The organism is Bacillus sp. SIMBA_031 (assembly GCF_046535225.1).
Classification (GTDB): Bacteria; Bacillota; Bacilli; order Bacillales; family Bacillaceae; genus Bacillus; species Bacillus velezensis.
On record NZ_JAWRXC010000006.1, the window covers coordinates 117,987 to 132,452 of the forward strand.

Consider the following 14,466-nt stretch of genomic DNA (forward strand, 5'->3'; position numbering starts at 1 on the left):
ATCGCTTGTGTTTGCGGGAAGACAGCCCGTAAAATAAGAAAAAAAGGAGGAGTTTCATGCAGTTTTTTCTTATAACAGGCGCGTCAAAAGGCTTGGGCCGGGCGCTTACGGAACAGGCGCTTCAAGAAGGAGCCGAAGTCGCCGCGCTTTCAAGAACGATAAGCGGGGAAAAGCGCGAGGGGCTGACAGAATACAGTGTTGATTTAACCGATCTGGCAGATACCGGGCGGCAGATGAAGGCGATTCTTGATCAAGCAGAGGAGAAGGGGTACTCCGCTGTCACACTGATCAACAATGCCGGAATGGTGGAACCGATCAAGCGGGCGAAAGAGGCTTCCGCCGAAGAATTGAACCGTCATTACACCCTTAATCTGACGGCGCCCGTTTTGCTCAGCCAAATGTTCACAAAGCGTTTCGAAGCGTTCAGCGGCAGCAAAACAATTGTCAACATCACATCGGGTGCGGCGAAAAATCCTTATAAAGGCTGGAGCGCGTATTGCAGCTCAAAAGCGGGGCTTGATATGTTTACGAGAACATTCGGGTTTGAACAGGAAGATGAAGAGCTGCCGGTCCGCATGATCTCATTCTCGCCGGGAGTGATGGATACAGACATGCAGGCTGTCATCCGTTCTTCGTCAAAAGAAGATTTCCATGACATCGAACGGTTCCGCAATCTGAAAGAAACGAAAAACCTCAGAAGTCCTGAATACATCGCCGGCGTCATTCACTCACTGATCGCGGGCGAGCCGGAAAACGGACGGATATACGATATCAAAGAATTTTTGTAGAGCAGCGTTCACGCTGCTCTTTTTTGTTTGTACAATCACTTCGGAGTCCGGCGGCATATGATGAATGAAACAACGTATAAGGGGTATAAGAAATGTATCAGATGAATTGAGTTTCTTCTCGATTTATGTTAGGATTCTAAAAATATAAATAAGGAGGGGTTTCCATGAGAAATGTAACGTTAATGGATGTCTTCACCCATCCAATCGCACAAAAGTATTTACAGCGTTCCGGTGTCGCCCATGCGATCGCCTGCGCGTTTCATGCATACCGTCTTGCCGTAAAAGCAGGTGTCAGCCCGGATCTTGCGGCGAAAGCGGCTTTACTGCATGACGTCGGCCATTATGAATGGTACACAGACGGCAAATGGGATTATGAAAAGTACAGAAGAAACGATATCCATGCCATTAAAGGCGCGGAACGGGCGCATAAGCTGCTCATCCGGCTCGGTGAAGAACCGAAGGCGGCGAAGGACATTGCGCTGGCGATTCTGCTTCACACCGATTCCTATCTGCCTGAAGGCGAACTGGACAAGAATACGCTCCAGCAAATCGTGAAACAAGCGGATGAACTCGATGAAGAACCCGGCGGACATCACCATTACCGCCAAATGGATCACACAGCCGCGCTCAAACAAATCCAAAAGCTTGATCAGTTAATTGACCAAGCCCAATATCCCATAAGAAGCTCAGTCTAGGCCACTCATGCGGCCTTTTCCGCTTACATAACTCCGCATGCTCACTAACACCTTTTCCGCTCCGATAGACGTACTGTGTCAAAGCCTTTGTCCGCTGCATATGCTGAAGGAAAACATAGTAAAGGGGATCAGCGAAAATGGCCCATCAAGGAAGCCCGCAAATCGTCTCGTTAGTGGACCCTTACGTTTATCAGACCATCCATAAGCTTATCGGCTCAAGGTTTATTATTCAAACCGTCAGACGCATTATCAGAGGACGGCTGATTGATGCCACTCCGGATCACATCGCCATTGAAGAAACGCATGACCGTGTATTTTATATCAGAAACCGCCATGTGGTTTCCGTCATGCCTGATTATACCGAACGCGTGTAGCAGCCCGAATAAGGCGCAAACCGGAGGCGGCCCTATAGAACCCCGGTGCGTCTTCTTTTTGAGATACATAGATGCACGGCGGCTTTTTTTGGTACAATCACAGTACAAGTTCACATAACAATAGGAGGAAACCGCTTGTTGAAATCAAAGGTCCATTTTTGGACGCTGCAAATTTTGCTCGTTTTGCTCATTATTTACGTATCAACGAAAGTCTCGTTTATTTTTCAGCCGTTTTTCGGTTTTATCACCACTCTGTTTTTCCCGATTTTGATCTCGGGCATTTTGTTTTTCATTTTTAATCCGATCGTGCGCCTGCTTGAGAAAAAAATCCCCCGGACATTGGCGATCCTGCTCATTTATCTCGTTTTCATCGGCCTGATTGCCTTTATGTTCACCGCCATCGGACCGATTGTGGCTTCCCAGGTCACGGGGCTGATTAACAATTTCCCTGATTACATTCATCAGATTCAAGTCTTGACGGCGCAATTATCCCATTCCAAATGGTTTACGTGGATGATGACGCAGGATTATGTGTCGATAGAAAAAATCCAGCAGTCTCTGACGGGATTTTTACAAAGCCTTCCGCAAAATATTACGGCAAGCCTGTCGGCCGTGTTCGGCGTCGTTACGAATATCACGCTTGTCGTGATCACCGTTCCGTTCATTTTGTTTTATATGCTGAAGGACGGCCGGCGGTTTCCGCTCTTGGCGGTCAAAATCCTGCCTTCTTCCTACCGGGCGGAAGGCAGGAAAATATTTAACGACTTATATGTCACATTGGCCGCCTATTTCCAAGGCCAGCTGCTGATTTGTCTCTTTGTCGGAACGGCATGCTTTATCGGATATTGGATCATCGGCCTGCAGTATGCGTTAATTCTCGGGATGGTGATCGCCGTCACCAATATCATTCCGTACCTGGGGCCGTTTCTCGGGGCGGCGCCCGCGGTGATTATCGCGTTTATGGATTCGCCGGCTAAGGCGCTGTTTGCCGTTATTGTTGTCGTTGTCGTCCAGCAGCTTGACGGGAACCTGCTTTCTCCGCTTGTCATCGGGAAACGGCTGAATACCCACCCGCTCACCATTATTCTTCTGCTTATCGGAGCGGGCAGTTTCGGCGGCATTCTCGCAATGATTCTGGCCGTGCCGGTTTACGCGGTTTTAAAAGCTTTCGTCTTAAATATCGTCCGGCTTATCAAACTTCGTCAGCGGTCAAAGCTCGAAGACAGCCGCAAGCCGAAATAAAAACGGGCACAACTCCCGATGCAGCGCATAAAATGCTGTAAAGAAAAGCGGAGGTGTGGGTATGCCTGCAATTGTGGGACCGATTTATATTATGAGTTTAGCCGGAGACGCTGCGGCGAGCTTCGGTGACGTGTTTGCCATTTCTCCCAAAGCCGTTGACCACTCAGGCGCGGGGGCAGGGGCGTTTCATTCCGGAGATTTTATCAAAGTCACTAATAAATTCAGCAAAACGCGCTTTGAAGACATCGATGTGTTTGACGAACCTGATTGGTTCAACGCGTGACAGCCTCCTTTTAGGAGGCTGTCGCTTTTTTGTAGTATAATAGAATCAGTCTTTATAAAAGGGGAATTTTTATGAAAATCAGAAAAGCGAATATTACCGTGCAGTCCGGAATGATCGGTGATGTATATCTGCATGAAAATAAAAAAGAACAGCATACCCTTGTAGCCGTTCCGGAACTTGAGTGGAGCACGATCATTTCCTATGAGGAAGAGAAAAAGGCGCTGGCGCAGCGGCTTTTACAATCATTCAGCAAGCTGATTGAAGAAGAGCCCGCCGGAGAGCTCGCCGGCAAGATCTCCCATTGGGTGGCTGAAATGTAACGAAGCGGTTTACCGCGTCCCGTCCGGGGAGATAATTGTAAAACAAGCTGAGGAGGGACAGGCCGATGAGCGACAAAACGGTTGACCTTTATTTACAGCAGGGGATGTACGGCCCTCTGCAGACGAAACCGGATGAACGCCATTTATTTTTAGGCTCGCTGCGTGAAAGAGTCATCATTGCCCTGACGAAGGGGCAGGTGCTGCAAAAGCAGCCTTATGAAGAAGTGAAACAGGCGCTGAAAAGCCGAAAAGACGCGGTGCTCTATATAAACGGAAGGCTCCCGTATCATGCTTATTCACCATATATGAAGCTTGCCGCACTTGCCGGTGTCCGAAGCTCCGTCATATCGGACCTTCAATTCGAAACGCCGCTCGGCCTGGTTTTTGCCGCCGATTATGCCGTGAACCTTGACGGCATTTACGTACAGGATGACATTTTTCAGCGCTCACTCCTGAAATCTTAAAAGGGCAAAACACCGTTTGTCATTTTACAATGCCAATTCACTTACAAGTGGAGATAGGATATAATGGTTTTCATATGAATGGCGGGGAGGCCGGCTATGAAAAAAGCATTTATATGCATTGATTATACGAATGATTTTGCAGCAGAGAACGGGGCATTAACCTGCGGAGAACCCGCGAGACAGATTGAAGATACGATTGTCAGTTTGACGCAAGCATTTATAGAAAACGGTGATTACGTTGTCTTTGCGGTAGATTCGCATGATGCAGACGATGACTTTCATCCCGAGACACGCCTGTTTCCTCCGCATAATATCAACGGCACGGAGGGCAAAGAGCTGTACGGAAGGCTATCGCCTCTTTATGAGAAACATAAACACGCAAAAAACGTAAATTATATGGAAAAAACGAGATATTCTGCTTTTGCGGGAACGGATTTAGAGCTGAAACTGCGGGAACGGCAGATCACTGAGCTGCATCTTGCGGGCCTGTGCACGGACATCTGCGTTCTTCACACGGCGGTTGACGCCTACAACAAGGGCTTTCAGATCGTCATTCATCAAAACGCTGTGGCCAGCTTTAATCCGGAAGGGCATGAATGGGCCCTGTCCCATTTTAAGAACAGCATCGGAGCGCAAGTGGCAGAGTAAGGAAGGGGAAAATAATTTTGGTGGAGCATGGTTTTAAAGACGACAGTTTGTCTTTACATACAGATCTTTATCAAATTAATATGGCTGAAACGTACTGGAGAGACGGCATTCATGAGAAAAAAGCGATTTTTGAGCTTTTTTTCAGAAAGCTTCCCTTTGAAAACGGCTATGCGGTATTTGCGGGCTTAGAGAAAGCAATCGAATACTTGGAGAACTTCAAATTTACCGACAGCGATCTGAATTATTTAAAAACGGAATTGCACTATGCTGATGATTTCATTGATTATTTACGGGATCTTTCTTTTACCGGATCTCTTTACAGCATGAAAGAAGGCGAGCTCGTTTTTAACAACGAACCGATTATGCGGGTCGAAGCGCCCCTGATCGAAGCCCAGCTGATTGAGACGGCTCTGCTTAACATTGTGAATTACCAAACATTAATCGCCACGAAAGCGGCCCGCATTAAAGGCGTTGTCGGTGACGAAGACGCCCTCGAATTCGGAACGCGGCGCGCCCATGAAATGGATGCGGCTATGTGGGGAGCGAGAGCTGCTCTGATCGGCGGCTTCAGCGCGACGAGTAATGTAAGAGCCGGAAAGCGTTTTAATATACCGGTATCCGGCACGCACGCTCATGCGCTCGTACAAGCGTACCGCGATGAATATACGGCATTTAAGAAATATGCGGAGACCCATAAAGACTGCGTGTTTCTCGTAGATACGTACGATACGATCCGTTCGGGTATGCCGAATGCGATTAAAGTCGCAAAGGAATTCGGCGATCGGATCAACTTCATCGGCATCCGCCTGGACAGCGGGGACTTGGCGTACCTGTCAAAAAAAGCGCGTGAAATGCTTGATGAAGCGGGTTTCACAGACGCAAAGGTCATTGCTTCAAGCGATCTTGACGAGCACACGATATTAAATCTGAAATCGCAAGGAGCGAAAATCGATACATGGGGCATCGGCACGAAGCTGATTACCGCATACGATCAGCCGGCTCTCGGCGCGGTTTACAAACTTGTCGCCATTGAAGAAGACGGCAAACTGACCGACACCATTAAAATTTCGTCAAACCCTGAAAAAGTGACAACGCCGGGAAGAAAGAGAGTATACCGGATTATCAACAAGCTGAATCACCACTCGGAAGGTGATTATATCGCGCTTTATGACGAGCGGGTAAATGATCAGAAACGCTTAAAAATGTTCCATCCCGTCCACACGTTCGTCAGCAAATTCGTCACTGATTTCTATGCGAAAGACTTGCATGAGCCGATCTTTGAAAACGGCGTTTTATGCTATGATAATCCCGAAATTACCGACATCCAGCAATATGTGCAGGATAACCTCAAACTTCTGTGGGAGGAATACAAACGGATCAGCAAGCCGGAAGAATATCCGGTCGATTTAAGCGAAGACTGCTGGAGCAACAAGATGCAGCGGATTCATGAAATCAAAAGCGAGCTGAAAAGGGAACTTGAATAGAAGACAAAGCGGCCTTTCCTTTCTCTGGAAAGGCCTTTTTGTTGTGATAATATTTTTCACATTTAGACAAATTTCGTCAAATTATTTGATATACTTATGTTCGAAGGCCGCATCTAAGGGGGTAAATGAATGAAGGTGTTTGTTGCGAGACAGCCTATCTTCAACAGAAACGAACAGGTTGTTGCTTATGAACTTCTTTACCGGGAGAGCGAAGAGAACCGTTATTCGGCCGCTGACGGAGATAAAGCTACGACGGATCTCATTATTAACAGCTTTATCAACATCGGAATCGAAAAGCTGACTGAGGGGAAACGCTGCTTTGTGAATTTTACAGAAAGCCTGATGTTTTCAGATCTCCCTACCTCCTTTGATCCTGACCAGCTTATTATCGAAATTCTTGAGGACATACCGATCACTCCGGCACTCATCTCAAGATGCAGACAGCTGAAGAAATTAGGATATACATTAGCACTTGATGATTTTTACGCCATCAATCCGGAAAATGAAGAGTTAGTGGAACAGCTGATGAAATATATTGATATTTTAAAAATCGACTTTTTGCAATCCTCGCGTCTGGAGCGCAAAAAAATCATTCAGACGTACAGCTGTAAAAGTCTGATTTATTTAGCGGAGAAAGTGGAGACGAGAAAAGATTATAAACAGGCGGTCATAGACGGCTTTCACCTGTTTCAAGGATATTTTTTCAGTGAACCGCGTGTCATCAGCGGAAATGATCTGACGTTTCATTTTCATTCTTACTACCAGCTTTTAAGCGAATTAAACAATGACCAGCCCAATATAAAGCGCGTGACGGAATACATAGAGCGGGACGTCAGCTTATCGTATCAGATTCTGCGTTTTTTAAACGGATCGCAAACAAGGCTGAAAAAAAAGATAGACAGCATCCAGCAGGCCATCATGATGCTCGGGCTGAATGAGATTAAGCGCTTGATTTACATTCTTTCATTCAGAGATTTAACGGCGAAAAGCCACTCAAGCCAAAAAGAAATCATTAAGATTTCCTTAATCAGGGCCAAACTGTGCGAACTGCTGGCGAAAAGAACCGGAAGGCCCCAGCCCTCTTCTTACATGCTGATCGGCATGTTTTCGCTCATCGATACGCTTCTCCACAGGGAGCTGGAGGATATCATCAAGGAACTGCCTTTAATCGATGAAGTCGGACAGGCGCTGCTCGGTTATGAAAACGATTATTATAAGATGCTCGCGCTCGTCAAAGCCATTGAATGCAACAACTGGGACTGTGACGAGTGGGGAAAAGAACTGAACAAAGAAGAAGCATATGAATGTTACTTACAGGCGATCGAATGGTGCCGGCAGCTGTTCGTGGATTGAGCCGCTTTAAGCCGACCACCTGAGGGCGATGATAAACCGGCTTTGCTCTCTGATCAGACTGACACGGATGCCGTCGGGATTATACGTCACGTCAAAGTCATTTTTGATGCCGGTCTGCTTAATGAGCCGCTTGACCGCTGCGGTGTCAGATGATTGCGCTGCGGTGAGGATGCGGCGCGCAAGCTCTTTTGACGCCGACAAACGCGCAAGGAGCAGGCGCGCATCCTCCAGCATGCCCGCAGCTTCTTTTGCGGACGCTGTCAAAATATCTGCGTGAACCGGAGGACTGGGTGCAGGATTCCGGTATGGCGCGGCGCAAACAGGGAAGCATGGATACATATAATGCATACGGGGGCCTCCTTCCTGAGAAAACATTCGTTATACATGAGTATAGGCGGCGTGATAACGAGTTATGACATGCAAAAAGACCACAATGCGGGGGTTGCGGTCTTTTCGGTGTTTGTCGGTGGTTATGCGACGTTGTTCGCCCATTCTGTTTTGAAATTGCGACGGCAGGGACTATAGTCCTTGCCGGTTTGTCGGAAAACCGTTAAAAAAACAGCAGAACCGCCAGATTGGTCTGCTTCATCCTAAACGTCTGCCTTTCTGGTAGTTATATAGTCCTGTTCGCTAAATGCTCCGTTCGGGACTATGGGATTACCTCGGTTTGCGGTGTCACGCAGATACTTTTACACATACTTTTCGGTGAAAAATCCCGCAAAAACGTTTACACTATTAGTAACAGATCAAATACCTAGGACTCGTTCACCATACACAATTCATTGATCTTTCAAAAAAAGGAGTGTGGAAACGGTGGAAAACAAATTAGAAGAAGTAAAGCAATTATTATTCCGACTTGAAAATGATATCAGAGAAACAACCGACTCATTACGAAACATTAACAAAAGCATTGATCAGCTCGATAAATTCTCATATGCAATGAAAATTTCTTAAAAAGACTTGGAAACAAGTCTTTTTTTTGTGCATTTTTTATCCATTTCATGGATAAAGTATTATACGATTGTTAAAAAACGAAAAACCTGCTGTCTTTCATCACCTGCATTTAGTAAAATAGAATGGGAGGGTGAAGACAATTATTGAGCAAATGTGTTTAGATGCCAACCAAATCAAGAATAGAATGAAGAGTATAATAGAGCGGAACATATTTAATGAACATCTAATGCAGCTCCTTCTTAGTTTTATTGAACCAAAAAAAAATTTTTCTCTAGCTGAATCAGCTGTTTTGCATTATGTGATCTTTGACGGCGAAAATCAAGAAACCGCAGTGAACTTAGGTGCCGCTATTGAAATTCTTACACTTACTTCCGATATAATTGATGATCTGGAAGATGAGGATAATCGAGATGCTCCTTGGATGAAGATAGATCGTTCACTAGCATTAAGTGCAGCATTTTCATTATACACAGCAGGATTGCAAAGCATTAATTCGATTAGTACGAATCCTTTAGTGATTAAGTATGTATTAAAATATATTCAAGATGCAATGCAGGGTCAACATGATGATTTGATCAATAAACCAAAGACAGAAGATGAATGTTTAGAGGTAATCAAGTTAAAATGCGGAAGTTTATTTGCGTTAGCAAATGTTTCTGGTACGCTTTTAGCAACTGGAGAATTCAATAAGTCTGTTGAAAGTTATTCCTATTATAAAGGGATATTTGAACAAATTTCCGGTGATTATCATGCTATTTTTAAGGATAATACTAGTGATATTCTGAAAGATAAACATACATTGATTAATTTATATCTTAAGCGCTTGTTTAATAAGTCTTCTCAAGAATTGCTTTGTATATTCTCGGATCAAAAATTATATTCGCAACTGCGGCTTAATAAAAAAGAGTTTATTCAAAAGCTGTATGATTCTGGAGCATCTCAATATGTTTCGGTTTTATACCAACTATACATGCATAAGTGTGAAACTGAAGTTGAAAATTTAAATTTAGATACAAAGAAGATAAAAATAATAAAAAAACACTTGTTGAATAATAAGAATAATAAGAAGGATGATGAAGATGCAGAATTTAATAAATTATTTTTTGAATTATCCTGATGTATTAAAGAAACTGAAAAGCAATGAAGCTAGCCTTATCGGTTATGACTCTATACAAACTCAAATTATCATTAAAGGGTTTGAGAATTATTTAATGATGGGTGCGGACAATAAAAAATGGGATAATGAATAATAAGCGAAGGGTGTAAATCTTGAAGAAGCTTATAAAGCCATTTACAATATCCATTATTATTTTAAGTGTTATCTATGTTTGTTATGTCGCTTTTATTAACATAAATGGAATTATTGTAGGCACGAAAATTGTAGAAAATAAGCATAAAGTACTCGAAGTTGCTGAAATGTCAAAAACCTCGTATGGAAAATTTGTAGGTTTAAAACAAGGTGATATGATTGTCAAAATTAATAATAAAAAACCATCTTTAAAATATCTAAAAGGGGATACTCTCTATCACGTTAAGAGCTTAGATATAAAAAGAAATGGACAGCAAATTCATTTAGATGATTTTGATATTGTTAATTTAAATGGATACTACAGTTACTTTTTATTTGTCCTTCCCCTTGTATTTTATTTTTTGAGTTTAATATGTATATTTTATATTGTAAAGGTGAGTCAAACCAGAAAATCGATAGCTGGGTATGTCCTAATTCTCTTCCTGTTAGATATCTCAATAGCTTATATGAGTGCTGGTGGTCCCTCAAGAGGTCATGAATTTAACAGATATATAAATTTGTTTACCTTCATTGCCTCACCTATATTTTATCTCCAGTTTATTCAAGAGTATTTCAAGGAATTAGGTAAAAAATTTGCCAATCGCTTGATTTCTTTTCTATATATCATACCGATAATTAATCTCTTAAATGAACCGTTTCGACATATTTATTCATATGACTTCACAACAAATTTAAATTTAGTATCGTTTTTCTTCGTGACTCTCTATGCATTTATATCTGTTTTCTATCATCTGTATAAATTCAAGTATTCAGAACATGCTTATATTCTTAAGATTTTAATTTTAACAAACACGCTCTCTTTTTTGCCCTTTTTGCTTTTTTATGTAATCCCAATTATTTTGACAGGAAGTTATATATTAGATGCGTTGGCAGCGGCATCCCTGCTCGTGCTTATCCCATTGGGGTTGGTATACCAGTTCGTAGCTAACAAAATTTTTGATATTGAATTCATTTTAGGCAGGATGAGGTACTATGGCTTGCTTGCCTTAGTTCCAGCCCTTTTTATTGTTGGGATTTCAGCTTGGTTCGAGTCAATAGATATACAAATGAATCCTGCTCAGCAAACTGTATTTTTCTTTATTATGATATTTGTCATTTTTTATTTTAAAGAAGTAATGGATTATAAATTTCGGTTAAAACGTTTTTCTGAAAAATTTAATTATCAAGATAGTATATTCAAATATACTCAGCTTATCAGAAGCATAACATCTTTAAAACAAATGTTTAAAGAACTAAAAAAGACGATTCTGGATGTTCTACTTGTCAGTAAAGCTTATGTCTTCGAAGTTACCTCTGAGGGTGACATTTTATATCATGATAAAAAGGAAAATGAGCCTGACTGGGAAATGTATTCAAAAGAATTTAAGAAAGTTACTTCAGAGATTGGAAAAATCATTGAGCTAAACCGCGGTTTTTTAATCAAGATAGGAGAACGCGGGGGAAGTTCTTATGTTTTGCTTTGTTTGTCCACTATTAATACACCGAGACTGACACGAGATGAGATTTCATGGCTGAAGACATTGTCTTTCTATACGAGTGTCTCTATGGAAAATGTGATACAGATCGAAGAACTCATGAATCATTTACAAGACCTGAAACAACAAGGCTCAAACCCGGTCTGGCTCAAAAAGCTGATGTTTACGATCGAGGAAAAGCAGCGTTCGGATTTGGCCCGTGATCTGCATGATTCGGTGCTGCAGGACTTGATTTCTTTGAAGCGCCAGTGTGAGCTGTTTCTGGCCGATTTTAAGAAAGAGGAGCCTTGCCAGTTAGAGGTGCAGGACAAGCTTCATCAGATGAATGAGCAGATGTCGGATGTCATTTTGATGACCCGGGAGACGTGCCATGAGCTGCGTCCTCAGCTGCTGTATGATTTGGGTCTGGTCAAGGCGGTATCCAAGCTTGCCGCGCAGCAGCAGGAGCGTGCGCCGTTTCATATCCGTCTGAATACGGGCCGGTTTACGGCGGCTCTGGATTTGGATACGCAGCTGAATTTGTACCGCATCATTCAGGAATTTCTTTCGAACGCCATGAAGCATTCACAGGCGAATGAGGTGCTGATTATGCTGATCAGCATTCAAAATAAAGTGATTCTGCATTATGAAGATGACGGTGTCGGATGCAATCAGGAAGAAGGCGGCGGGCAGTCGATGAGCATGGGTCTTTCGGGTATTAAGGAGCGCGTCCGGGCGCTTGACGGACGGATGAAAATCGACACAAGTGAAGGAAACGGTTTTAAAGTAGATATTGAAATGGAATTGTAACCAATTTATCACCAAATCGACTTGGCAGAAGCCAAGTCTTTTTAATAAAATGGAAATGAGTGAGTAAAAGGGAGGAAACCATGAAAAAGATACTAGTGATTGATGATCATCCGGCTGTCATGGAGGGCACCAAGACGATTCTGGAAACGGACACGAATCTTTCTGTCGATTGCCTCAGTCCTGATGCCAGTGAACAATTCGTTCTCCGGCATGATTTTTCAGCTTACGATCTCATATTAATGGATTTAAATCTGGGTGATGACATCAGCGGCATAGAGCTTTCCAAGAAAATCTTAAAAGAGAATCCTCTCTGTAAAATCATTGTCTACACAGGCTATGAGGTTGAAGATTATTTTGAAGAATCCATCCGCGCGGGCCTGCATGGCGCCATCAGCAAAACCGAATCTAAAGAGAAAATCATGCAATACATATATCACGTGCTCAACGGACAGATTTTAGTTGATTTCTCCTATTTCAAACAGCTGATGACCCAGCAAAAAACAAAAACGTCTTCTTCCCCTCAAAGTGAGCAGGATCGGTTAACCCCGAGAGAGCGCCATATTCTCCAAGAGGTCGAAAAAGGTTTGACCAATCAGGAAATCGCAGATGCGCTTCACTTAAGCAAGCGGTCGATTGAATACAGCCTGACATCCATTTTTAACAAGCTGAATGTCGGCTCCCGCACTGAAGCGGTGCTGATCGCCAAGTCAGATAACGTACTATAAATCTTGAAGGGAGAATGACCTATGGATCTGAACAATACATTGCTCGGCGCACTCGGTATTGAAATCACTGAAAACACGCCGGAGAGATGCGTGGCGGTGATGCCGGTGGATAAGAGGACGGTGCAGCCTTTCGGATATCTGCATGGGGGCGCGTCAGCAGCGCTGGCGGAGACTGTTGCAAGTGTGGGGGCCCAGCATTTTATCGACCGGTCGAAACAGGCGTGTGTCGGGCTTGAGATTAATGCCAATCATTTAAAATCCGTGAAAGAGGGCGGGACGGTCACAGCGATTGCGAAACCCGTTCACACAGGCAGGGCAACCATTGTGTACGAGATTAACATTTTCGATGAAAGGGAAAGGCTGATCTGTGTTTCCCGCTGCACGCTGGCTGTTATAACAAAATAAACAAACAGCCGGAACCCTGAATCGTCCGGCTGTTTGTTTTTACAAATATGAATCTTCTTTTCGTTTGATCACAAAGTTTCTGATCCCTTTGTAATCATCCTGAACGCTTCTTTTATCAAGCGCCGCTCCCGAATTGTACGCGGCCCTGCATATGAGGTGCGCTCCGACCGGCGCCGTCAGCAGGATAAAAATGATGCCGAGCAGTATTTTTACAGAAATTTCTCCGGTCAGCATCCACAAGTAGCCTAACACCCCGAGCAATATCAAATTAACGCCGAGTGTCGAGCCTTTTGAAGAGGCGTGGGCGCGCGTATACACATCAGGAAGCCTGAGTGTGCCGATAGACGCGACCAGGCAGATCAGCGCCCCCATCAGAATACAAACGGCGACGGCCCATTTAACGATTTCGATCATTTTCGATAATCTCTCCTTTCTCTAAAAACTTAGCGAAGGCAATCGTGCCGATAAACGATAAAATGCCGAGCAGCAGAATGATGTCCAAAAAGGCCGATGTGTTTAAGAGAATGGATACAAGCGCGGTCATGGCAATCAGATTAATGCCGATTCCATCAAGCGCGACGACCCGGTCCGGTACCGTAGGCCCTTTTATGACGCGAATGACGTACAGAAGAGTCGAAACCGCCATAATGCCGAGTGATAATTGCAGAATAAACGTAAACATCAGCGGCTCACCTCCTGAATGGCTTTCTCAAAAGAAACGCGGATGTCATGGATCGCTTTCTCCGCATCTTCAATGTCCATGGCGTGTATATAGAGAATCGACCGGTCATCGGAGATATCCATCACGAGCGTACCCGGTGTTAAAGTGATTAACAGCGAGAGCAGCGTGATCTCCCAATCCTCCGTCAATTCCGTCTTAAACGCGAAAATGCCCGGGCGGATGTTCAGTTTCGGCGATATAACGGTTTTCAGCACGCTGACATTGGCCAAATATAATTCCTTTATAAAGATCAGCGCCAGTTTGATGACTGACCATATTTTCCAAATGTAAAACGGCCGTGAGAAGAAGCGCCGGAAAAAAAACAGCGCCGCCAAGCCCGCGATAAATCCGGTCATAAAACCCGCCGCGCTGAGGCTGTTTGTGAGAAACATCCAGCAAACAGCGAGAAGAACATTTAATAATAGTTGAAAAGCCAT

19 protein-coding genes are annotated in these 14,466 nt (G+C 43.8%); 15 read left to right on the forward strand and 4 right to left on the reverse strand.

Annotation, left to right across the window (positions count from 1 at the left end):
• The first annotated feature begins 56 nt into the window (after nt 1–56).
• The 10 genes from SB724_RS15615 (at nt 57) to SB724_RS15660 (ending at nt 7,651) form a co-directional block, all read left to right on the forward strand.
• Complete coding sequence (locus SB724_RS15615) at nt 57–788, forward strand: (S)-benzoin forming benzil reductase (RefSeq protein ID WP_007408685.1); 732 nt, start codon at nt 57–59, stop codon at nt 786–788.
• A gap of 164 nt (nt 789–952) precedes the next feature.
• Entirely contained in the window at nt 953–1,483 is a 531-nt protein-coding gene (locus SB724_RS15620; protein WP_007613450.1) for an HD domain-containing protein, read from the forward strand.
• 137 nt (nt 1,484–1,620) lie between these two features.
• Nucleotides 1,621–1,857, forward strand: coding sequence for a DUF2642 domain-containing protein (locus tag SB724_RS15625; RefSeq protein ID WP_014418770.1), 237 nt, complete (start codon nt 1,621–1,623; stop codon nt 1,855–1,857).
• 135 nt (nt 1,858–1,992) lie between these two features.
• Nucleotides 1,993–3,099 (forward strand): AI-2E family transporter, encoded by a 1,107-nt coding sequence (locus SB724_RS15630; RefSeq protein ID WP_014418769.1) that lies wholly within the window; start codon nt 1,993–1,995, stop codon nt 3,097–3,099.
• 61 nt (nt 3,100–3,160) lie between these two features.
• Complete coding sequence (locus tag SB724_RS15635) at nt 3,161–3,382, forward strand: spore germination protein (protein WP_014418768.1); 222 nt, start codon at nt 3,161–3,163, stop codon at nt 3,380–3,382.
• Nucleotides 3,383–3,453: 71 nt separating this feature from the next.
• The gene (locus SB724_RS15640) at nt 3,454–3,702 is read left to right on the forward strand and encodes a YueH family protein (RefSeq protein WP_003152028.1); all 249 of its coding nucleotides are present in this window, start codon (nt 3,454–3,456) and stop codon (nt 3,700–3,702) included.
• 65 nt (nt 3,703–3,767) lie between these two features.
• Nucleotides 3,768–4,166, forward strand: coding sequence for a YueI family protein (locus SB724_RS15645; RefSeq protein WP_003152031.1), 399 nt, complete (start codon nt 3,768–3,770; stop codon nt 4,164–4,166).
• Between the two features lie 96 nt (nt 4,167–4,262).
• The gene (locus SB724_RS15650) at nt 4,263–4,814 is read left to right on the forward strand and encodes a cysteine hydrolase family protein (protein WP_003152033.1); all 552 of its coding nucleotides are present in this window, start codon (nt 4,263–4,265) and stop codon (nt 4,812–4,814) included.
• 17 nt (nt 4,815–4,831) lie between these two features.
• A complete protein-coding gene (locus SB724_RS15655) occupies nt 4,832–6,298 on the forward strand; it encodes a nicotinate phosphoribosyltransferase (RefSeq protein WP_014418767.1) in 1,467 nt (488 codons plus the stop codon).
• 129 nt (nt 6,299–6,427) lie between these two features.
• A complete protein-coding gene (locus SB724_RS15660; protein WP_410571830.1) occupies nt 6,428–7,651 on the forward strand; it encodes an EAL and HDOD domain-containing protein in 1,224 nt (407 codons plus the stop codon).
• Between the two features lie 6 nt (nt 7,652–7,657).
• Here the strand turns inward: SB724_RS15660 and SB724_RS15665 are convergent, their stop codons facing one another.
• On the reverse strand, nt 7,658–7,999 hold the full coding sequence (locus SB724_RS15665; RefSeq protein ID WP_267543587.1) for a YuzC family spore coat inner layer protein: 342 nt from the start codon (nt 7,997–7,999) through the stop codon (nt 7,658–7,660).
• Between the two features lie 465 nt (nt 8,000–8,464).
• Here SB724_RS15665 and degQ point away from each other — a divergent pair, with 465 nt between their 5' ends.
• The 5 genes from degQ to SB724_RS15690 all read left to right on the forward strand — a co-directional run bounded on the left by degQ (nt 8,465) and on the right by SB724_RS15690 (nt 13,308).
• Nucleotides 8,465–8,605, forward strand: a complete 141-nt coding sequence (gene degQ, locus SB724_RS15670) for a degradation enzyme regulation protein DegQ (RefSeq protein ID WP_003152043.1) — start codon at nt 8,465–8,467, stop codon at nt 8,603–8,605.
• Between the two features lie 130 nt (nt 8,606–8,735).
• A complete protein-coding gene (locus SB724_RS15675) occupies nt 8,736–9,722 on the forward strand; it encodes a class 1 isoprenoid biosynthesis enzyme (protein WP_410571833.1) in 987 nt (328 codons plus the stop codon).
• A gap of 152 nt (nt 9,723–9,874) precedes the next feature.
• On the forward strand, nt 9,875–12,178 hold the full coding sequence (locus SB724_RS15680) for a sensor histidine kinase (protein WP_410571835.1): 2,304 nt from the start codon (nt 9,875–9,877) through the stop codon (nt 12,176–12,178).
• A gap of 80 nt (nt 12,179–12,258) precedes the next feature.
• Nucleotides 12,259–12,903, forward strand: a complete 645-nt coding sequence (comA, locus tag SB724_RS15685; RefSeq protein WP_003152052.1) for a two-component system response regulator ComA — start codon at nt 12,259–12,261, stop codon at nt 12,901–12,903.
• 21 nt (nt 12,904–12,924) lie between these two features.
• The gene (locus SB724_RS15690) at nt 12,925–13,308 is read left to right on the forward strand and encodes a hotdog fold thioesterase (RefSeq protein WP_265973156.1); all 384 of its coding nucleotides are present in this window, start codon (nt 12,925–12,927) and stop codon (nt 13,306–13,308) included.
• Between the two features lie 39 nt (nt 13,309–13,347).
• On the opposite strand, the gene mnhG is transcribed toward SB724_RS15690, so the two are convergent.
• From mnhG to SB724_RS15705, 3 genes are read right to left on the reverse strand one after another with little or no spacing between them, the layout of a single operon-like run.
• Entirely contained in the window at nt 13,348–13,722 is a 375-nt protein-coding gene (mnhG, locus tag SB724_RS15695; protein WP_123117416.1) for a monovalent cation/H(+) antiporter subunit G, read from the reverse strand.
• Nucleotides 13,706–13,990, reverse strand: a complete 285-nt coding sequence (locus SB724_RS15700; protein WP_017419420.1) for a Na(+)/H(+) antiporter subunit F1 — start codon at nt 13,988–13,990, stop codon at nt 13,706–13,708. The genes mnhG and SB724_RS15700 overlap by 17 nt, the downstream gene beginning before the upstream one ends.
• Entirely contained in the window at nt 13,990–14,466 is a 477-nt protein-coding gene (locus SB724_RS15705; RefSeq protein ID WP_007408672.1) for a Na+/H+ antiporter subunit E, read from the reverse strand. The genes SB724_RS15700 and SB724_RS15705 overlap by 1 nt, the downstream gene beginning before the upstream one ends.